Source organism: Haloleucobacter ellipsoideus (assembly GCF_052491725.1).
Window position 1 is genome coordinate 220862 of sequence record NZ_JBQWAR010000017.1, and the last position, 20281, is coordinate 241142.

Consider the following 20281-nt stretch of genomic DNA (forward strand, 5'->3'; position numbering starts at 1 on the left):
ATGACATCATATCAGGAGCGCGCCCCCTCCATGACCCCTGCGAAGATCGTGCCGGTGATTCTGTCCGGCGGCACGGGCACCCGCCTGTGGCCGCTCTCGCGCGAGGCCTATCCCAAGCAGCTTCTGCCGCTCACATCGCACCTCACCATGTTGCAGGAAACGCTGCGGCGGTGTGCGGATCGGGATCTGTATGACTCACCGGTCGTCATCGCCAATGGCGAGCATCGCTTCGTGATTGCCGAGCAGTTGCGTGAAATGAAGATCCAGAATGCGGATCTGATTCTGGAGCCGGTGGGCCGCAACACCACGGCCGCCGCCACTGTGGCCGCGATTCTGGAGGCCGAGCGCAACCCGGATGCCCTGTTTCTGCTGATGCCGGCAGACCACAGCATTTCCGATGTCGCGGCCTTCACCCGGGCTGTCGAGCTGGGCGCACAGGCGGCGCGCAATGGCCGCTTTGTGCTGTTCGGAATCACCCCCTCCAGGCCGGCGACAGGCTATGGCTACATCCGCGCTGCCGCAGGGGAGGAGAGCGGGGTTCTGCCGGTGGACCGCTTTGTGGAAAAGCCGGATGAGGCAACCGCGCAGGGCTATCTGGAACAGGGTGGATATTACTGGAACAGCGGCATCTTCCTGTTGCCGGCCCGGGCTTTTCTGGAAGAGGTGGAGCGCCTTCAGCCGCAGATTCTCTCGGCCTGCCGGGCGGCGATCAGGCAGGCCACGCGGGATATGGATTTCCTCCGCCTTGCACCCGATGCCTTCGCCGACCAGCCCTCCATCTCGATCGACTATGCGGTGATGGAGCATACGGACCGCGCCGTTGTCGTGCCCGTGGACTGTGGCTGGACGGATGTGGGCTCCTGGTCCTCCCTCTGGGAGGTGACCGAAAAGGATGGCGATGGCAATGCCCTGCTGGGGGATGTCGTGGCCGAGGATGTTTCGGGCTGTTACATGCGCGGGGAAGGGCAGCTCGTGGCGGCTGTCGGGGTGAAGGATCTGGTGGTCGTGGCCACGCCGGATGTGGTGATGGTGACCACCCGCGAGCGCGATCAGGATGTGAAAAAGCTGGTGGAGCGCCTCAAGAGCGATGGCCACAATGCCGCAACCCAGACCGTGCGCGTGCATCGGCCATGGGGTTTCTACCAGTCGATTCACACCGGAGACCGGTTCCAGGTCAAGCGCATCACCGTGCAGCCGGGGCAGAAGCTCTCCTTGCAGAAGCATTATCATCGCGCCGAACACTGGGTGGTGGTGAATGGCACCGCGCTGGTGACGCGCGATGACGAGCAGATTCTCCTGCGGGAGAACGAGTCCGTCTTCCTGCCGCTGGGGTGCGTGCACCGGCTGGAGAATCCGGGCAAGGTTTCGCTCAACATCATCGAGGTGCAGTCCGGCCCCTATCTGGGGGAGGATGACATCGTGCGGCTGGAGGATATCTATGCCCGGCCCGAGCGTGAGCCGGAACCCGCCTTGCCGGTGAGGGAGCGCAAGCACAGCTAGCGCCCCACATCTCTTCAGGCCATCTTTCTTCAGGGCCAGCCGGGCGGGGATAAACAGTCTGCCCGGCTGGCCTTATCGCATGCAGGAGGTATGCTCTTCCGCAGGTGAGCCAGCGGGAAGAGGCGGCGCCAGTGCGTCATCTGCTCCGGCGAGAGGGAGAGTAGGGTCATGAGTGATGCAGGCCGTCCATTGCTGCTGCAGAATGGAAAGATCAGTGACCCGGCCCTCGCCCCTGCACTGGCCGAGCGCTTCGAGGTGATTTTTCCGGATGGCCTCACGGATGAAAATGCGGCGCATGTGCGCGCCATCGTCAGTGGCGGCGGGCACAAGGTGGATGAGGCCCTTCTGGCGCGCCTTCCCGCACTGGAAATCATCTCGAATTTCGGTGTGGGCTATGATTCCGTGAATGTGCCCGCCGCAGTGGCGCGCAATGTCATCGTGACCCATACGCCCGGCGTTCTGGATGAGGAGGTCGCGGACCTGACTCTCGCCCTGCTGCTGGCCACCGTGCGGCAATTGCCGCAGGCAGACCGCTATGTGCGGGAGGGGCGCTGGCCATCGGGTCCATTTCCCCTCACTTCATCCCTGCGCGGGCGCACGGTGGGGCTGATTGGCCTTGGCCGTATCGGTCTTGCCATCGCCCGCCGGCTTGAGGCATTCGGCACGCCCGTTCTCTATCACAGCCGAAATGCGCGCAGTGATGTGGCCTATCGCCATTATCCCGATCTGGTGGAGATGGCGCGGGCGGCCGATATTCTGGTGTGCATCGTGCCGGGCGGCGCACAGACCCGGCATCTGGTGAATGCGCCGGTGCTGGAGGCGCTTGGCGGGCAGGGCATACTCATCAATGTGGCCCGTGGCAGTGTGGTGGATGAGGCAGCACTCATCGCGGCATTGCGTGCCGGCGTGATCCATGCGGCCGGGCTGGATGTCTTCGAGCAGGAGCCGAATGTGCCGCAGGCGCTGCGCGATCTGGAGAATGTGGTGCTTCTGCCCCATGTCGGCTCTGGAACCTTTGCCACCCGTGCCGCCATGGGACGGCTTGTGGTGGAGAATCTGGATGCCTGGTTTGCCGGTCATCCGGTGCTGACTCCGGTACCCGAATGTGCGCAACTGGCCGCCCGCCGGGCGGGATGAACCGCTCCTCCGCAGGGCTGTGACGTTGCGTCTTGAAGGGGGCGCGGCCTGAATCGCGGCCTTGTCACGGGCGCCGCACGGGCCTGTCGCAATTGCCGGAAGGTAATATAGGATGCCTGCATGGAGTGGCAAGATGTGGGCTTCGGGCCGGCATTCTCGTGTTGTCTTCTCGATGTTGCAATTATGATACATTAAAATCCAGTATTCATCGTCCATTGCTTAAACCGCAGGCAATTGATGCCTAAACTTTGTCATCAGAACTATGGGAAATTAGTGTTTTCTAGCCCCAGATGAATATCCGGGGGTAGAGATGAAGAAAATTGCTGTAGCGGCTGTTGCGTCCCTGATGTGCACCAGTGCGGCTTTCGCGGCAGATGTCGCCGCGCCGGTAAAGGCCGTTACTCCTGCAGAACCAGCGCCTTTCTGGGATGTATCTTTCGGCGTGACCGGAACAACTGACTATGTCTTCCGCGGTATCAGCCAGACCAATGGCAATCCTGCCATTCAGGGCTATGCCGAGCTGATGCTGTTCGACTGGATCTATGTGGGCGCATGGGGGTCCAATGTCAGCTTTCTGGGCTCCGGATCGGCGGAAGTGGATGTTTATGGCGGCCTGCGCCACACCTGGGACAAGTTGACCCTTGATGTCGGCATCACCGGCTATCTGTATCCCGGCAGTGATGCCGATACGGATCTCAATTACTGGGAAGTCCACTTCAAGCCGAGCTATCAGGTGACCGATTGGCTGAACCTGGCGCTGCACCTCTACTACACGACGGATTTTGCCGCCTCCAGCACGGATGGCACATATCTGGCCGGTCTGGCTGAGATCGCCCTGCCGAGCTTCGGTCCCTCCAACGCCATCGAGTGGACGGTTTCGGGCGAGTTCGGTTACCAGTGGCTGGATAGCAGCGCGTGGAACGCCACTTTCTTCACGCCCATCATCGGCGTGCCCTATTATGTCGATGTCTCCGGTTACAGCTACTGGAATGTCGGCACCAGCTTCAGCTACAAGGCCGCCACGCTGGACCTGCGCTATCACGGCTCTGATCTCGATGATGACCAGTGCGTCATCATGGTTGCGAACGCCAAGAGCTGCGGTGACCGCTTCCTGGCCTCCCTTTCCTTCGATGTCGGTTTCAGCGACCTGAAGTGATCTTGGGTGTTTTCATGAAAAAGGGCGCGTCCTTCCCGGCCGCGCCCTTTTTCATGGGCGGGATCATTCGGCCGGCAGGATTATTCGGCCGGCATGGGGCTGCCGGCCTCATCTGCCCGCCATTTTCTGTCCACCCGCTGTTTTCTGTTCCGGCCGGGCAGGCATTTTGCCCTTACATCATGCCCAGCCCGCGCAGGCTGGCATGGCCGTCCTTGCCCACAATGATATGGTCATGCACCTCGATACCCAGCGGCTTGGCCACGCCGATGATGCGATGGGTCATGTCGATATCCGCGCGCGAGGGGGTCGGGTCGCCGGAAGGGTGGTTGTGGATCACCCGTCGCATTTCTCTAAGTAGCGGTAAATAATTAATAATTCGGTTATGCGGTGGAAAGTGGGGGCGGTTTTTGGGTACGCAATAGTGGGCCGTCCCCGTTCCAGTCATCGTTGATCCCTTGCGGTCATATGGCCGACTTTGGTGGCACGGCAGGTCACGACGTTCTTCCGGTCCCAGAGATCGAGCTGCTCGGCGGAGTAGAGGACGGATTTTCCGACCTTGATGAAGGGCGGGCCGATCCGCTGCGATCTCCAGTTCTTCAGCGTCCCGGTTGAGATCACTCCCCGGTAGCGATCGGAAACCTCTTCCGGGGTCAGATATTTCGGTTCAGTCATGGTCCGTATCTCCTCATACCGTTGACGCACGTAGGAGTGGACCGCAGCTTTCGCCAAACGTGAAGCCGGATTCGGTCGTAGTAGGGATACTGCGGGACGAGGGATAAACATCGGAAAGGTTGCGATCCCTAGCCCGTCCGTGCATTGAACTTCAACGTGATCTTGTTGGTCCCGGCCTGTTTGTAAGCGCCGGAACCTTCCACGTTGAAGACCCATAGCTTGATGCCGCCTTTCGCCTCAGTTGACCGTGACGTCAGCCACGACGAGCGAAAGCCCGTTCACGTCGGCCGCCATGACGGCGGCGATTTTCTCATCAATCCGCGTGATGATTGCCAATAGCGGTAGGACCAACTCCGGCTTTTCCTTCTCAATATTCGAGATACTCCCTCCTACCGGCGCTCCGCGTCGGTGGCAGAAAGGCCGTGACGGACATGGTGTGAGGCTCGGGTGTGGCGTCTTCGCCCAGGGCAACGTCCAGATTCGCGCGTGATACAAATGTCCACCTCGATGCCGCGCTGGTGATTGCTGCTGATCAGGTCGCGGCCGAGATTGCCCGACTGCTCGACGGGGGTGAACTGCTCTCCATGAAGCAGGTGAAGCGAGCGCGATATGCGGAGAGCGTCAAGGCGTTCGCCGAAGCGTGAAAGGCGGGCCTCCCTCGTTCGAGGCGAGGCGGTTCGCGCTCCACGGCGCGTTCTCGATGACGTCCGACAATTCATTCAGGTCGCTTGCGATTGACATAGCGTAAGGGTCTATCATATTAGTTAGTGTCTGATAACTAACAAATAGGGAAATCCATGCGTAAGCGGGCGGAGCTTCGCAAGGCCGAGATCGTCGCCACCCTCTTGGAATTGGCTGACAGCATCGGGCCGGACCGTGTGACGACCGGAGCGGTGGCGTCGGCGATCGGTATCACTCAAGCGGCGCTATTCCGGCATTTCCCGACCAAGGACACGCTTTGGCAGACTGTGGCCGAGCATGTGGCCGAAGGTCTGGAGGAGGCATGGGGCGACGCATTGAGCCGTGGCGATGAGCCTGTGGCCAAGTTGCGTGCTTTGATTGCCGCGCAGTTCGCTCAGATCGCTGCCACCCCCGCACTTCCTATGCTGCTGTTCTCGCGCGAGCTGAATGTCACCAATGCAGAGCTGCGCGCCACGTTCAACAGCACGCTCAAGGCTTTTCACCGCCTGCTCGCGCGCGAGGCCGGCGCGGGACAGGAAGCAGGGATTTTGCGGGGCGATGTCATGCCGGACGATGTGGCGGTGCTGCTGACGTCGCTCGTGCAGGGTGTGGCGATCCGCTGGGCGCTCGGCGCGCGCGATTTCGACCTGCGCGAAGAGGGGGTGCGGCTGTTCGACGTGCAATGCCGTCTTCTGGCTGCAAGGGGAGAATAGGCGATGCGACGCATCTGGCTTTCGGGTATTCTTCTGGCCTTGGCTGTCGGAGTAGGCTTTCTATTCTTCACCGAACGGCCGCTGGCGGTGACGGTCGTTCAACCTGAACGCGATGTCGCCCTTCGCATCTACGGACTCGGCACCGTCGAGGCGCGGATTCTCAGCCGCGTCGGCTTCGAGGTGGGTGCAGCCCTGACCTCTCTTGCCGCCGATGCCGGGGACAGCGTGATCCGAGGGCAGGAGCTGGCCGTCCTTCACTCTGCCGAACAGGAGGCGCGGGTGGCGCGCGCCCATGCGGCAGTGGCGGCTAATAAGGCCAATCTCGCCAAGGCCGATGCCGCTGTCGTGCGCGCCCGCGCGGTGCTCGCCGAGCGCGAGACGGCGAACCGTCGTCAGCAGGGGCTGGTGCAGCGCGACGTCGCTTCGGCCCAGCGCGCCGAGGAAGCGCAGCGCGACGAGGACGTGGCGCGCGCCGATCTGGCCGTGGCGCAAGCCGATCTGGCGGTGATCCGGGCGCAGGGCCTGGACGCGGCGGCGGCCCTGCGACAGGAGGAAGCCCTTCTCGCCCATCACCGGCTGGTCGCGCCCTATGATGCGCTGGTCGTCGCCCGCCACGCGGAGCCGGGTACGGTGGTGAAGGCAGGCGATCCGATCTTTACGCTGATCGACCCGGCCACCATCTGGATTCAAGCCTATGTCGACGAGGAGCGCGCCGGCCAGCTTGCTCCTGGCCAGCCGGGCACGATCGGGCTGCGCTCGCAGCCGTCGGCCGAGTTCCACGGTACAATCGTCCGCATCGGCATCGAAAGCGATCGTGTGAACGAGGAACGCCGCGTCTGGCTGACCTGCACCGACTGTCCCGCCGAGATGTTTCTCGGCGAACAGGCGGAGGTGCGTATCACTACCGGTAGCCGGGAAAGCGCGCTTATGGTTCCCGAGGTGGCGATCACCGGCTTCGACGGCCATCGCGGCACGGTGTGGACGGTGCAGGACGGACGCCTCGCGCGGGTGCAACTGACCTTCGGCGCTCGCGACGATCGCGGCCGCGTCGAAGTTGCGGGCGGCCTGCCCGAAGGGGCGGCGATCGTCGCCCGACCGCCGAAGGGCGGGGCCGAGGGTAGACGTGCCCACCTCGGGGATGCGCCATGAACCTTGCGCTCAAGGACATCCGCCACGGTCTGTTCCGCTTCGTCCTCACCTGTCTCGGATTGGGGCTTCTGATGACGGTCGTGCTGGCGATGATCGGCATCTACAACGGCCTCGTCTCGGACGCACTGGCGGCGGTGAAAGCGCCGGTAGCCGATGTCTGGGTGGTGGAGGCCGGCACCAAGGGTCCGTTTGCGGAAGCTTCCAGCATTCCCGCCGATACGCGCCACGCGGTCGCGCGGATGCCGGGCGTCGCCGAAGCGGGCGCGGTCAACTATCAGAATGTCGAGGCTTCCCATGCTGGGCGCACGCTCAGGCTCTACGTCGTCGGCTACGAGTTGGGCAGGCCCGGCGGACCGCAGGCGATCGCCGAGGGGCGCGGCATCGGCGCCGGCCATTTCGAGCTGGTCGCCGACCGCAAGACCGGCCTTCTGCCCGGCGAGACGATCCGGCTCGGTCGCGACCGCTTCACCGTGGTCGGACTGGTCGAGGGGGCGATGAACTCAGGCGGCGACCCGGCGGTCTACGTGACGCTCGCCGACGCGATGGCGCTCCAGACCGAACTCGACCCGGCCGCCCAACGGGTGCAGGCCGCGCGCGGGGCCGCTTCCGTCAAGTCCGCGTCGGTCGCCGCAATCATCGCTCGCATGGCGCCCGGCGCCGATGTCGATCTCTTGACCGCCACCGTGCGCCAGTGGAAGCACCTCGCCGCGATGACGCAGGCCGAGCAGGAGGAACTGCTACTCGTCTCCGTGGTGGACAAGGCGCGCCGCCAAATCGGGCTGTTCCTCGGCATCCTGCTCTCCGTCAGCGCCGTGGTGATCGCGCTGATCATCTACACGATGACGATGGAGAAGCTGAAGCAGATCGCCACGCTGAAGCTGATCGGCGCGCCCGACCGCACCATCGTCGCGCTGATCGTTCAGCAGGCGCTGATCCTCGGCGCCTCGGGCTGGGCAATCGGGCTGATGGCGATCCTCGTCGTGAAGGACTATTTTCCGCGCCGCGTGGTGCTGGAGCCGTTCAACGCCCTGGTGCTGGCCGGCATCATCGCCGCGGTCTGCCTGCTCTCCTCGGCGCTCGGCGTGCGGGCGGCGATGAAGGTCGACCCGGCCACCGCGCTCGGGAGCTGACATGGCGCTTGGCGACATCCTCATCGAGGTCTCGGGCGTGGCCAAGCATTTCGGCGAGGGCGAGACCCGCGTCGACGCCCTGCGTTCCGTCGATCTTACTGTGCGGGCCGGCGAGGTGATCGCGCTGCTCGGCCCCTCGGGCTCGGGCAAGACGACGCTGCTCAACATCATCGGCTGCATCCTCGCCCCCTCGGCGGGACGGGTGGTGCTCGACGGCGAGCCGGTGTTCGACGGCAGATGGCTGCGTCGCGACCTGAGACGTCTCAGGCTCGACAAGATCGGCTTCATCTTCCAGGCGCACAACCTCCTGCCCTTCCTGACCGCCGAGGAGAACGTCGCGGTCGTGCTCGACCTTGCCGGTCTGCCCGCCGAGGAAGGCCGGGCGCGGGCACGCGAATTGCTGGACTATCTGGAAGTCGGCCACCGCGCAAAGGTCAAGCCTGCGCTCCTTTCCGGCGGCGAGGCGCAGCGCGTGGCGATTGCCCGCGCGCTCGCCAACCGCCCCCGCATCATCCTCGCCGACGAGCCCACCGCCGCGCTCGACGGCGCGCGGGCCGGGCTGGTGATGGACCTGATGCGCAAGCTCGCCGTCGAGCAGGAAGCCTGCATCGTCACCGTCACCCACGACGAAAAGATCTTCGACCGTTTCGACCGCCTGATCCACCTGCGCGACGGCCGCCTCGCCGACGCCTGACCCGGAGCCGTCCCATGCCCGCAAGACGATCCCGTACCCTCGCCATCGCCGCCGCCGTCGCGGTGGTCTTCGGCCTGCTGACAATCGTCTCGGGCGGCAGGGCGCTGTTTGGCGGCGTCGACATGGGGGCTGTGGTGCCCTTCGTTCTATGGTTCAACTTCGTCGCGGGATTTGCCTATGCCCTCGCCGGGATCGGCCTGTGGCGCGGCACGAATTGGGCGCCGATGCTGTCGCTCGCCATCGCCGTGATAACGGCGGCCGTCTTCGCCGCCTTTCTGTGGCATGTCGGCTCCGGCGGCGCGTGGGAGGCGCGCACCATGGGCGCGATGATCCTGCGCACCGGCGTCTGGATCGTCATCGCGATACTTGCGCTGCGGTGCAAAAAAGCCGCCTGACGATTTCCCTACCCAGCAAGTGCCGGCGGCCGAGGCCGTGACCGGACCAGCCAGGAGCCTGAAATGACGCGTTTTGCCGATCGACCTGCCGCTGGTCCGCTCAGTCATCACTGTTCTCGACCTTGCGGTGGCCGCAGCCGGCAGGTGGCTCCCTATAACGGCCTCGGCGTGCCAGATCTTCCGGGATTGGTGCCCGTCGATCTGACGATCGGGCGTTTCAAACGCCAGCGTGCTCTATGGATGATGTCTTACAGATTAGAATAATTCTAACTTATTGACCAATCTCAATGCCTATGCCACATATTTAGAATAATTCTAATGTGAACGACGGACAATCGATCGGCTGCACTTTTACGAGCGCCCGTGGAATGGGCGGCGCCTCGGAGCCGACCGATAGCACTCTGGAACAAATTTCATGCGCACTGTGCACAAAGAGAATCATCTTATCGAACGCATCGGTTGGCTTCGGGCAGCGGTACTTGGGGCCAATGACGGGTTGATCTCGACGTCGAGCCTCATCGTCGGCGTGGCGGCGGCGACCGCCGGCCCTCACGAGGTCCTCGTGGCGGGCGTTGCCGGGCTGGTGGCCGGAGCCATGTCGATGGCGGCCGGCGAATATGTCTCGGTCAGTTCGCAGGCGGACACGGAAGAGGCCGACATGGCGCGTGAGCGCCGCGAACTGGCCACGCAGCCGGAGGCGGAACTGGCCGAACTCGCTGCGATCTACGAGCAGCGCGGTGTCGCGCCGGATCTCGCCCTCGAGGTGGCCAGGCAAATGATGGCGAAGGACGCATTCGAGGCGCATGCGCGCGATGAACTCGGACTGTCGAGCCATGTGATGGCCAGACCCGTCCAGGCGGCCTTTACATCGGCGGCGACCTTTTCCGTGGGCGCGGCGCTGCCGCTGATCGTGGCGCTGCTCGCGCCGGCGGGAACGGTCGCATGGGCCGTATCCATCGCCTGTCTCGTCGGGCTTGCCGCACTCGGGGCGGTTGGTGCGAGCGCAGGCGGCGCCAGCGTCTGGAAACCGACTGCTCGGGTCGTCTTCTGGGGCGCGGTGGCCATGGCGTCGACAGCGGCCATCGGCGCCCTTATCGGCCGGGCGGTCTGATCATGAGGCGCTTCTCGTTCGATATCCCGATGCTGATGTCGCTCCTGACGGTGCTGGGCATGATCCTGGCGACAGTCGGGACCTGGCCCCCGGTCGAGGGGCTTGCCGTCCTGCGGTGGCCGGGCCTGGTGCTCGTCTATGCCGCCGGCGGGCTTCCCGCCGCGTGGACGGCCCTGTCGGCGCTCTGGCGGCAGCATATCCTCGACATCGACCTCCTGATGGTGGTCGCCGCGATTGCCGCGGCAATCGTCGGCGCGCCGTTCGAAGGCGCGGTGCTGCTGACGCTGTTCAGCGTGTCGACGACGCTCGAGCATCAGGCGCTCGGGCGCGCGCGCCGCGCGGTCGAGGCATTGATGGCGCTCCGCCCGGAGACGGCGTTTCGGAAGAACGCGGACGGTGCGGTTGCGGAGGTTTCCGCCGCGGAGCTTGCCGTCGGCGACGTCGTGATCCTGCGGCCGGGCGCGCGCGTGCCCGCCGACGGTGTGATCCTGCAAGGGCGCGGCGGCATCGACGAGGCCAACATCACCGGCGAATCCATGCCCGTCTCCAAGGAGCCGGGCCAGCAGGTGTTCGAAGCCACCGTCAATCTCGACGGCATCCTGGAAGTGACGATAGCGAGAACGATCGGCGACAGCACGATCGCGCGCATGATCCGGCTGGTCACCGAGGCCCAAGAGGCGAAAGCGCCGTCCGAGCGTTTCAGCGCGTGGTTCGGACAGCGCTATACCGTCGCGGTCTTACTCGGCGCTGTTCTCGCCTTCGTCGCCTTTTACTGGCTCGGGCGAGATTGGGAGCAGGCGCTCTATAAGGCCGCGACGCTGCTGGTCGCGGCCAGCCCCTGTGCGATCGTCATATCGGTGCCGGCGGCGATCCTGTCGGCGCTCTCGGCGGCGGCGCGGGGCGGCGTTCTTTTCAAGGGCGGCGGCGCGCTCGAAATGCTGGCAGCCGTCGATACCTTCGCCTTCGACAAGACAGGCACGCTGACCAACGGTCGTGCGGAGGTGACACGGATTATTGCGCTGAACGGTGAGGACCGGCGCTTCCTGTCCCTGCTGGCCGGGCTCGAAGCTCATTCCGAGCATCACATCGCCGGAGCGATCCGCCGCGAGGCGGTCATACACGGGATCGAACCGGCGCAGGTCATGGATGTCAGCTCCCGTCCCAGCGCCGGAATCGTCGGGCGGGACGAGGTTGGCCCGGTCTGGGCTGGAAACTCTTATCTCACCAGGGAAATGGATGCGTCCACTGATCGCGCCGAATTCCGCGAACTGGAGGAGAACGCGCAAACCGTCGTCTATCTCGGGCGAGGATCGACCATTCTGGGCGCCGTCAGCGTCGCGGACGAGGCGAGGGCGAGTTCCGCCCCGGCGCTCGCCGCCCTGCGTGCCGGCGGCGTGCGCCGCATCGTCATGATGACCGGCGACCGCCGGCCGGTGGCCCTGCGCATCGGCGCGGAACTCGGTCTCGGCCCGGACGAGATCCACGCCGAAATGCTGCCGCAGGACAAGGTGGGCCGCGTCGCCGAGTTGGCGGAACGCGGCAAGGTCGCCTTCGTGGGCGACGGCGTGAACGATGCGGCCGCCCTTGCGCGGGCCGATGTCGGCATCGCCATGGGCGCAGCCGGTTCGGATGTCGCCCTTCAGGCGGCCGATGTGGCCCTGCTGTCGGAGGACATGAAGAAACTGGCAGAGGCGCACCGGCTGGCGCGGCGGACTGCCGCTGTCATCCGGCAGAACCTCACCGTCGCGATCGGCGCCATGCTGGTGCTTGTCACAGGAGGGTTGTTCTTCGATCTGCCGCTGCCGCTGGCGGTGGTCGGACATGAAGGCGGGACCGTACTGGTCGTCCTGAACGGCCTGCGCCTTCTCTCGGACCGTATCCGGCGGAACGCGGGTGAGGCAGGTTCCGCTCATCGGGCAGCGACGCACCCTAGCCTGTCTGCGCTTCCATCGAAAACATCAACGCCCGACAGGCCGGCATGAAATATCGCATCCTGCGGCAATGGCGGTAGCCCATGCCGCTTCGGCATTGCTGCTCCTTTTCTCTGCAAGAGTGATCAACTTCAGCCTGTCGTCTATGGCGGCTGCCGTGCATCCTGACTGACGGAAAGCTGACAGGAATTATTATCGTTCTTCAGGAGCCCATCAGCAAAGCGTCGCATGGTTCCATGCGTAGATGATCGTAACTGAGGAGTTGGAACCATGAAAAAGTCTTTCACGATGCTTGCATTGCTGGCGATGCTGCCGGCCGGCGCCGCCCTTGCCGGTGAGGCGTGCGATGTACCGCTCGAAAAGAGGCAATCGTTCGAAGCGCTGGCGAAGCTTGCAAGCGACTTCGAATGGACCATCGACAGGATGAAGATCGACGACGGCTGTTACGAGCTTCGGGTGACCGATGCCAGCGGTAACATCCTCAAGGTCAAAGTCGACCCGGCGACCCTGGAGGTCATTGATGGAAAGGTCAAACGCTTCGGTGACGATGGGAGTGCGTCACGGAAGGAGAAGTAGGGCCACGCGTAGTCGAGACGCGTCCAGATGGTCGGCAAAGGCATTCATTCTGAGGCGTGCGTGCCTTCGCCGTATCTGGAATAACGGGAGCAGGCTGCTGGTTGCGCTATTGCTTGCCCAGGGAAAATACGGCCGCGAAACCGTCCTGCCGCCCCTCTATCGGCGAGATCAGATCAAGGCTGCCGCCCGTGCCAACGGCTATCGTTTTCGCGATGGCCAGGCCGAGACCCGCTCCGTCCGCCTCGGACTGGCCCCGCTCGAAAGGCTCAGACAGTCGGGCAAGCGTCTCCGCCGGTACGGCCGGACCGGCATTCGTGACTTGCAGGATGCCCTCAGCCGATAGCGTGACGCTGACAGGCTCCTTCGGATCGCCATGCTTCAGAGCGTTTTCAATGAGGTTGCGCGCCAGAACGGCGAAGGCGTCCGGATCGATATTGGCGGAGACCGCATTGTTGGGAAGCGTCACCTCGATCCGACCAGCGCCAGGGGTGTGTTCGCCGAACTCGCTGACGACCATGCGCAGGATGATGGTAATGTCGGCGCGCTTCTCCGCCAGCAGGCGGCCGCCCTCGGCCCTTGCAAGCTGCATCAGCTTTTCGGTCAGTCGGGAAAGACGCCGCAGGGCGGTTTCCATGTCGCGAGCATGTTCGAGAGTCGTGTCATCGGGAGCCTCGATGATCATCCTTTGCGCTTGCGCCAGCGCAGCCGCGACTGGAGTTCGTAGTTCATGGGCGGATTTCGCCGCCAGTGTACGCTCCGCCTGCAATGTCCGTTTCAGACGTTCAAGAAGCAGGTTCACCGAATGGGCAACAGGTTCGATCTCGGAAGGCAGGTTGTCAGCTTTGACCGGAGCAAGATCGCCGCCGCCACGCGCCTCGATCTGTGATCGGAAAGTCCGGACAGGGGCCATCGACAGCCGAACGATGAGCCAGACACCGAGGAGGCTGAGGGGAACGATAATGCCGAGTGGCAGGGCGAGATCCAGTGAGGCGTGTTCTGCCGCCATTCGCCGATGTGAAAGCGGTTCGGCGACGGTGATCGCAAGGCTGCCTTGCAGCGCGGCGTCGGAATAGAGCCGATGGGTTTGCGTATCGGTGAAGCCCATTCCCGAGAATGGCGGGAAAACCGCCAGATCCGCATTGTGCGAGCTGAGCAGAACCTTGCCCGCTTCGTCACGCACGATATAGGTGAAGTATTCGTCATGCTGACGCAGCGTCGCCACGCGCTGCTCCGAATCGTCGGCATCGCGCCCGAGGATTTCGAGCGCCGCAAGCGGCAGAATCCGTTGCGCGGTCTCCTCGAGCGCGCTGTCGAAGACTTCGTTCATCTCGTTGTGCAGCCTGTAAACCGTAACCACGGCGGCGACCGCCCAAAGCACCGTTATGCCAAGGCCGAGCCACAGCGAAAGCCGCCATTGCAGGCTTTTCGGGCGCTTCATCGCGCGCTTCCGAGACGATAACCGATGCCGCGAACCGTATCGATGACGGCATGCCCTAGCTTCTTGCGCAGCCGGCTGACATGGACCTCGATCGTGTTGCTCTCCACTTCGGCACCGAACGCATAGAGCCGGTCCTCGAGCTGGGCCTTGGTCAGCGCGACGCCCGGCCGTTGCAGGAAGGTCTCGAACAGCGCCCATTCCCGTCCGGTCAGTTCGACGGAGCGCCCGCCGCGCTTCACGGTTTTGGCGGCAAGATCGACGCACAGGTCGCCAATCTCGATGAGGGGATTGGGATTGCCGCTGTAGCGCCGCGCTACGGCGTTCAAACGCGACGATAACTCCGAAAGATCGAAGGGCTTGATCATGTAATCGTCGGCGCCGGCGTCGAGTCCTTCGATGCGGTCGGAAATCTGGTCAAGCGCCGTCAGGATGATGACTGGGGTCACACTTCCTGCAGCACGCAGTTTTCGCAGGAAGCCGACACCCAGCCCGTCGGGAAGCATCAGATCCAGCAGGATGAGGTCGTAGGCCGCGCTGTCGAGATGCTCGCGCGCGGCGTCGAGCCGGATCACCCAATCGACGGAATGGCTGGCGGCGATGTGATCGCGAACGGCCTTGCCGAGGATCGCATCGTCTTCAACGAGCAAGACTCTCATCTTGGGATCGGTTCCCCTTTCTGCTGTTTTTCTACGGTTTGAACCTGTCGGTTTGCTGAAGGGGTATCAGCCGCTGCTTCAGCGATTCGTCAGCATAACCTGCCATAGTTGTGGCTATATCGCGTTGATCGGGAACAATCAGATGATGAAGCAGATGGCGGCGGCAATCCTCGTTCTGACGTTGGCCGGGTTAGGAACCGCAAGGGCGGACGACGATTGTCACGTTCCGATGGAGAGGTGGCAGCCGCGCGAGGCGGTGCAGACGATGGCGGCTGGGCGAGGCTGGACCGTTACCCGGATCAAGATCGACGACGGCTGCTACGAAATCCGCGGAACCGATGAAGGAGGTCGCCCCTTCAAAGCCAAGATCGACCCTGCAACGCTCGAAATCGTCAAGCTGCGCTACAAAGATCGGGATGACGACCATCACGGAGCAAAGCGCCAACGGACGCAGGGCATCGGGCCGGAAACCGCCGGCGAGACGTCTGCGGACGGCCTGCTCGGGACGAATACACGGCCAAAGGCTGTCGTGAAATAAGACGCCGCACTTTCGCTCCGGCGCATCTCAAGGAGACCACAATATGCCCGACAAGTCGCATCGCTATTCGGCGAGCATGATCGTCATCCACTGGCTAACCGCCCTTCTGGTGCTCGGCGCCTGGTTCACGGCCGAGGGCGGTCGCAAGATCGCCGAGAACCTGCCCCTGCTCCATTTTTCGCTCGGGCTTGCTGTACTCGCCCTGATGCTGCCCCGGCTAGTCCTGCGAGTGGCCGGCCGCACGCCCGAAGCCGATGCGCAAGGTTGGCTCGCGGCTACCGCGAAGGCCGGGCACGCGGTGCTCTACCTGTTCCTGATCGCACTGCCGATCACTGGCTGGTACGCCGCTTCACGCATGGGTGTCCCAGTATCGTTCTTCGGCTTGCAGCTTCCCGCGCTCACCGCGCCCGTTCAGGGGCGACCCGGCCTGATCGCCGAATTGCATGAGAATGCCGGAACCATCATCCTCATCCTTGCCGGACTGCATGCCCTGATGGCCATCTGGCACCAGTTCGTCCTGCGCGACGGCACGCTGCGGCGCATGTCCCTGCGTTGAGTGTTTCCGATTGAAGCCTGCGATAAACAAGCCGCCAGGGTCCCCGCCGCCATTGCCTACGGTGTCGGGGATCTTGCCAAGCGCCTGGGCGCTCGAGAAGTGTTTGCGGACGAAGCGGTTCGGCTGACGCAAACTGGCTCGATGCGGTTCGGAGCCCGTCAGGCATTCCGGTCGTTCTCCGCCAAGCAAACAATCCGGCTAAGCCAATGCGAATTCCACTGGCAAGCCAGGACCATCCCCTTTGGCTTGATCAGGATTACGGACGCCTTCTCGGATGGAACTCCGACACTTGAGGTAACGGCACTTGGCCTTATTCCGCATGCCCACGGCTAGACCAATACCAGCGCAACTTCAGATTTCGCGTCCGTGACAAACACCGAGCATGGCGTTCGCTAGGAACACGACCGCTGACCTGACCACCGATCTGCGGTTTTGTTCTTTCTAGGCGTTTGGTATTTCATCGCTTCCTGACGAAACACTGAAGCAAAAATATTTATGCTGTCAGGTGATGCTCAGGTGGCCTTGCCAGAGTGGGGCGTCGGATCTCGAACCAATTGGTTATCCGCGATCCGCTTCTCTGGAAAAGGCAGATCGGCATGAAATCCATTTTTGCGGCACTGGCGCTGACGACGGCGCTGACCCTTCCTAGCCTCGCGGTGGCCCGTCCCATCACCGTGACGACCACATTGAACCAGTATGGCGGAGACGGGGCCTATCTCGCCTTCTATGTCACCGATCCACAGGGGAAGTACGCAGGCACGGTCTGGGTCGCCGGGGGCAAGTCGAAGTATTACGGGCACCTGTCGGGTTGGTATCGTGCGACGGGCGGTAATCCCTCCGGGATCGATGGTATCACCGGCGCCAGCGTTGGTGCTGGGCGCACACTGGAAATCTCGCTCGACCTGGCCGATGCGCTATTCGACGCGGGCTATACGCTGCATGTCGATGCCGCCGTGGAAGACATGCGCGACAGCCCGAACGACGTAGCGATCCCGCTGACGAGTGACGGCGCAGGGACGCCCGCGCGTGGCCGGCTCTATGTCGCCTCGCTCGCCTATTCCCGCTAGGCGGTGAACGGTATGTCTCGTTTCATTCACCGCTGGCCGGGGCTCATCGCCGGGCTTCTGCTTCTGATGCTCAGCCTTAGCGGCGCGGCCCTTTCGATTTTCCCGGCCGTCGAGCGCCTGTCTTCGCCGCAGGCCACGGCGGCGGTGTCCGTCGCCGATGTGGCGGGGCGCCTCCAGGCCGCCCATCCAGAACTGGAACAGATCCGGCGAGCGCCGTCGGGCCGGATCACTGCCTATTGGTTCGAGAACGGCGCCGCACAGGCGGCGGTGATCGATCCGGCGACAGGGCAAAGCATCGCTTCTGCCGATCCGAATCCGGTCGAACGCTGGCTGACGAACCTGCATCGGTCGCTGTTTCTTGGAGATGGAGGCCGCATGGTGACAGCCGCGGGCGCGGCCGCAATGCTGGTGCTGGCGATTTCCGGAGTGGTGCTTATCGCCCGCCGGGCCGGAGGCTGGCAGCGTTGGTTCTCGCCGATGCGCGGCCCGTTTTCCGGAAGACTGCATGTCGAGATCGCACGGCTGGTGGTCGCTGGATTGTTGCTGTCCTCAGCCACGGCGCTGTGGATGACGGCCTCGACCTTCGATCTTTTGCCGGATGAAGCCGCATCTCCGATTGCGCAGACGGATGCGAGCGGTCGAACGGGCATGGCTATCGCAGACATGGCCGCCCTTCGGGCCATACCTGTTGCCGAATTGCGTAGCCTGTCGTTTCCCACGCCAGATGATGCGGGCGATGTCTTCACGCTGAAAACCGATCGAGGAACCGGCTACATCGATCAGGGCGATGGCAAGCTCCTAGCATGGACCGATCTTACCGGATGGCAGCGAGCCACGGAAACGATCTACATGCTGCACACCGGACGAGGAGCGGCCACGTTGGGACTGGTTCTCGGACTGATGGCGCTCGGTGTTCCGGTCATGGCTGTGACGGGCTTCGTCCTGTGGCTTGCCGGGTGGCGCGGGCGACCTCGCATTCGCGGCAATGTTCCTGCCAGCCGTGCCGAGACGATCCTGCTGGTCGGCAGCGAGAGCGGCAGCACCTGGGGATTTGCGGCAACGCTTCATGCGGTGCTCTCCAAGGCAGGACAGACTGTCCACGCCGCCCCGATGTCCGCTTTCGATCCCGCGCGCTACGGGCGGGCCAGGCGTATCCTTATCCTTGCTGCCACCTATGGCGATGGCGATGCCCCTGCCTCTGCTAAAGGGTTCCTCGAACGCATGAACGCTCTTGCCGCCGCTCCGGCGATCCCCATGGCTGTGCTTGGCTTCGGCGACCGCAGCTTTCCCGGCTATTGCGCCTATGCGCGAGCCGTTACCGAAACCGCGGAGCGTAAAGGCTGGGAGACGCTCATTCCCTTCGACACGGTGGATCGGCAGTCACCACAGGATTTCGCCCGTTGGGGCCTCTCATTGGGCGCGGCGACAGGTCTCGACCTCGATCTCGTCCATCAGCCGGTACAACCCGCCTCTATCGATCTGACGCTCGTCTCGCGCCGCGACTATGGCGCCGAGGTGCAGGCTCCCATGGTCATCCTACGATTTGCCTTGCCACAGGCTGCGCTCTGGCAGCGGCTTGTCAGCCGCGCGCCCGGCAATTTTGTCGCCGGCGATCTACTGGGCATCCTGCCCGAAGGTTCAGCCGTTCCCAGGTTCTATTCGCTGGCTTCGGGCCGCCGCGACGGCTTTGTCGAGATCGTCGTGAAGAAGCATCCTGCCGGCTTGTGCTCGGGTCAACTCTTCGAACTGAGGCCCGGCGATCGGATCAGGGGCTTCGTTCGGCGCAATCCCGGCTTCCATGTCGGAACCACGCGCAGGCCGCTGATCCTGATCGGAGCCGGAACGGGGATCGGTCCTCTTGCGGGGTTCGTGCGCGCCAATACGCGATGCCGGCCGGTTTATCTGTTTTTCGGCATGCGCCATCCCGATAGCGATTTTCTCTATCGCGAGGATTTTGCGACCTGGCAGGCGCAAGGGCACCTCCGGCGGATCGTGACCGCCTGCTCGCGCGGGCGAAACCCTCGTTACGTGCAGGATGGTCTGCGCCACGAGGCGACGGAGATCGTGCGTCTCGTGCGCGAAGGCGCCCGGATTATGGTCTGCGGCGGCCGGGATATGGCGGCCGGTGTTTCCACCGCGCTCGGCGACATTCTTGCCCCGATGGGGCTAACGCCGAGCTTGCTGAAGGCGCAGGGACGCTATGTTGAAGACATCTACTAAACAGAACCGGCTCTCAATGAACGGACCGACGATGGGCGCACGCTGGTCGGCGTCGTTCTATGCGCCGGATGGCCTTGACTCGGAAGCGGTCCGGCAGGCGCTGCAAGCCGCCGTGAATGAAGTCGACACACAAATGTCGACCTGGAATCCGAACAGCGATCTCATGCGCTTGAATGCCGGGCGTGCCGGTGCGTGGGTGAAAGTTCCGCCCTGCCTGATGGAGGTGCTGCGGCTCGCCCTCGATATCGGCCGCGCCTCGGGCGGAGCGTTCGATGTAGGCGTCGGTGCGGCCGTGCGTGCATGGGGGTTCGGTCCGGAAGCGGTCGACGAGGTCCGGATTCGAAAGGCGCTCGAAATGCGGCATCCGCCCGCGCATGAGATCGTGGACCTGGATGTCGAGGGCGGAAGGGTACGAAAACTGGCGCCCGTAGACCTCGACCTCAATGGCATCGCCAAGGGTTACGGCGTGGACAGGCTGGCTGCGGTGCTGCACGGCCTCGGCATCGCTTCAGGTCTGGTCGGGATTGACGGCGAGATGCGCGCATTCGGCCTGCATCCCGCCGGCGAGCCGTGGGTGATCGCCGTCGAGGCGCCCGATCCCGACCGCCGCGCTCCGCATTCGATCCTTGCCTTGCATGACGCAGCAGTCGCAACCTCCGGCGACTACCGGCATTGGCTCATGGCCGGAGGCCGACGGTTGTCGCATACGATGGACCCGCGCCGCGGGGCGCCGCTGCCTGAACCGCCGGCTTCCGTCACCGTCATCGCGCGAACCTGCGCAGAAGCCGATGGCTGGGCTACGGCTCTGATGGTCCTCGGCCCGAAAGCCGGAACGCAGCTTGCCGAGCGCGAGCGCCTGAATGCGCTATTTTTATTGCGTGGTGCCGAAAGCACGCTTCAGTCCAAAACGGTTGGATCGATATTCGATCCTTCCCATGATCATGGCGACGCTCACTAGTTA

Annotated in this window: 22 protein-coding genes and 1 pseudogene; 18 read left to right on the top strand and 5 right to left on the bottom strand. The window is 63.7% G+C overall.

The features are described 5' to 3' along the window. From ACT6QG_RS06235 to ACT6QG_RS06245, 3 genes are all read left to right on the top strand, one after another. Positions 1-1500 carry a mannose-1-phosphate guanylyltransferase/mannose-6-phosphate isomerase gene (locus ACT6QG_RS06235; RefSeq protein WP_444976706.1) on the top strand — a complete coding sequence of 500 codons (1500 nt, stop codon included), beginning with the start codon at positions 1-3 and terminating at the stop codon, positions 1498-1500. Between the two features lie 168 nt (positions 1501-1668). Further along, positions 1669-2637, top strand: coding sequence for a 2-hydroxyacid dehydrogenase (locus ACT6QG_RS06240; protein WP_444976707.1), 969 nt, complete (start codon positions 1669-1671; stop codon positions 2635-2637). Between the two features lie 346 nt (positions 2638-2983). Next, a complete protein-coding gene (locus tag ACT6QG_RS06245) occupies positions 2984-3793 on the top strand; it encodes a TorF family putative porin (RefSeq protein WP_444976894.1) in 810 nt (269 codons plus the stop codon). Between the two features lie 172 nt (positions 3794-3965). On the opposite strand, the pseudogene ACT6QG_RS06250 reads toward ACT6QG_RS06245, so the two are convergent. From ACT6QG_RS06250 to ACT6QG_RS06260, 3 genes and pseudogenes are all read right to left on the bottom strand, one after another. Continuing rightward, positions 3966-4130: pseudogene (locus ACT6QG_RS06250) on the bottom strand (JAB domain-containing protein); the annotation flags it as partial. Between the two features lie 104 nt (positions 4131-4234). Beyond that, positions 4235-4465 carry a DNA-binding protein gene (locus ACT6QG_RS06255; RefSeq protein ID WP_444976708.1) on the bottom strand — a complete coding sequence of 77 codons (231 nt, stop codon included), beginning with the start codon at positions 4463-4465 and terminating at the stop codon, positions 4235-4237. A gap of 128 nt (positions 4466-4593) precedes the next feature. After that, positions 4594-4668 carry a hypothetical protein gene (locus tag ACT6QG_RS06260; RefSeq protein WP_444976895.1) on the bottom strand — a complete coding sequence of 25 codons (75 nt, stop codon included), beginning with the start codon at positions 4666-4668 and terminating at the stop codon, positions 4594-4596. A gap of 246 nt (positions 4669-4914) precedes the next feature. Between ACT6QG_RS06260 and ACT6QG_RS06265 the strand changes: the two genes are divergently transcribed. From ACT6QG_RS06265 to ACT6QG_RS06305, 9 genes are all read left to right on the top strand, one after another. After that, a complete protein-coding gene (locus tag ACT6QG_RS06265) occupies positions 4915-5109 on the top strand; it encodes a hypothetical protein (protein ID WP_444976709.1) in 195 nt (64 codons plus the stop codon). Between the two features lie 153 nt (positions 5110-5262). After that, on the top strand, positions 5263-5859 hold the full coding sequence (locus ACT6QG_RS06270) for a TetR/AcrR family transcriptional regulator (protein WP_444976710.1): 597 nt from the start codon (positions 5263-5265) through the stop codon (positions 5857-5859). A 3-nt stretch (positions 5860-5862) separates the two neighbouring features. Beyond that, positions 5863-7008 carry an efflux RND transporter periplasmic adaptor subunit gene (locus ACT6QG_RS06275; RefSeq protein ID WP_444976711.1) on the top strand — a complete coding sequence of 382 codons (1146 nt, stop codon included), beginning with the start codon at positions 5863-5865 and terminating at the stop codon, positions 7006-7008. Next, the gene (locus ACT6QG_RS06280) at positions 7005-8138 is read left to right on the top strand and encodes an ABC transporter permease (RefSeq protein WP_444976712.1); all 1134 of its coding nucleotides are present in this window, start codon (positions 7005-7007) and stop codon (positions 8136-8138) included. Before ACT6QG_RS06275 ends, ACT6QG_RS06280 begins: the two co-directional genes overlap by 4 nt. Before the next feature lies 1 nt (position 8139). Continuing rightward, positions 8140-8832, top strand: coding sequence for an ABC transporter ATP-binding protein (locus ACT6QG_RS06285; protein ID WP_122522897.1), 693 nt, complete (start codon positions 8140-8142; stop codon positions 8830-8832). Between the two features lie 14 nt (positions 8833-8846). Continuing rightward, a complete protein-coding gene (locus ACT6QG_RS06290) occupies positions 8847-9227 on the top strand; it encodes a hypothetical protein (RefSeq protein ID WP_444976713.1) in 381 nt (126 codons plus the stop codon). A gap of 415 nt (positions 9228-9642) precedes the next feature. Further along, complete coding sequence (locus ACT6QG_RS06295) at positions 9643-10338, top strand: VIT1/CCC1 transporter family protein (protein ID WP_444976714.1); 696 nt, start codon at positions 9643-9645, stop codon at positions 10336-10338. A gap of 2 nt (positions 10339-10340) precedes the next feature. Further along, positions 10341-12320: a heavy metal translocating P-type ATPase gene (locus tag ACT6QG_RS06300; protein ID WP_444976715.1), complete on the top strand. Its 1980-nt coding sequence runs from the start codon at positions 10341-10343 to the stop codon at positions 12318-12320. Positions 12321-12539: 219 nt separating this feature from the next. Beyond that, positions 12540-12845, top strand: a complete 306-nt coding sequence (locus tag ACT6QG_RS06305; RefSeq protein WP_444976716.1) for a PepSY domain-containing protein — start codon at positions 12540-12542, stop codon at positions 12843-12845. A gap of 106 nt (positions 12846-12951) precedes the next feature. Here the strand turns inward: ACT6QG_RS06305 and ACT6QG_RS06310 are convergent, their stop codons facing one another. Beyond that, positions 12952-14283, bottom strand: coding sequence for an ATP-binding protein (locus tag ACT6QG_RS06310; RefSeq protein ID WP_444976717.1), 1332 nt, complete (start codon positions 14281-14283; stop codon positions 12952-12954). Further along, positions 14280-14939 (bottom strand): response regulator transcription factor, encoded by a 660-nt coding sequence (locus tag ACT6QG_RS06315; protein WP_267211459.1) that lies wholly within the window; start codon positions 14937-14939, stop codon positions 14280-14282. Before ACT6QG_RS06315 ends, ACT6QG_RS06310 begins: the two co-directional genes overlap by 4 nt. A 142-nt stretch (positions 14940-15081) precedes the next feature. Between ACT6QG_RS06315 and ACT6QG_RS06320 the strand changes: the two genes are divergently transcribed. The 6 genes from ACT6QG_RS06320 to ACT6QG_RS06345 all read left to right on the top strand — a co-directional run bounded on the left by ACT6QG_RS06320 (position 15082) and on the right by ACT6QG_RS06345 (position 20278). After that, on the top strand, positions 15082-15477 hold the full coding sequence (locus tag ACT6QG_RS06320) for a PepSY domain-containing protein (protein WP_444976718.1): 396 nt from the start codon (positions 15082-15084) through the stop codon (positions 15475-15477). Positions 15478-15520: 43 nt separating this feature from the next. After that, positions 15521-16033, top strand: a complete 513-nt coding sequence (locus ACT6QG_RS06325; RefSeq protein ID WP_444976719.1) for a cytochrome b — start codon at positions 15521-15523, stop codon at positions 16031-16033. Between the two features lie 99 nt (positions 16034-16132). Beyond that, on the top strand, positions 16133-16366 hold the full coding sequence (locus ACT6QG_RS06330) for a DUF6920 family protein (RefSeq protein ID WP_444976896.1): 234 nt from the start codon (positions 16133-16135) through the stop codon (positions 16364-16366). Positions 16367-16629: 263 nt separating this feature from the next. Continuing rightward, on the top strand, positions 16630-17100 hold the full coding sequence (locus ACT6QG_RS06335) for a DUF2271 domain-containing protein (protein ID WP_122523088.1): 471 nt from the start codon (positions 16630-16632) through the stop codon (positions 17098-17100). Between the two features lie 12 nt (positions 17101-17112). Next, entirely contained in the window at positions 17113-19320 is a 2208-nt protein-coding gene (locus ACT6QG_RS06340) for a PepSY domain-containing protein (protein ID WP_444976720.1), read from the top strand. Then, complete coding sequence (locus ACT6QG_RS06345; RefSeq protein WP_444976721.1) at positions 19301-20278, top strand: FAD:protein FMN transferase; 978 nt, start codon at positions 19301-19303, stop codon at positions 20276-20278. Before ACT6QG_RS06340 ends, ACT6QG_RS06345 begins: the two co-directional genes overlap by 20 nt. Positions 20279-20281 lie beyond the last annotated feature (3 nt).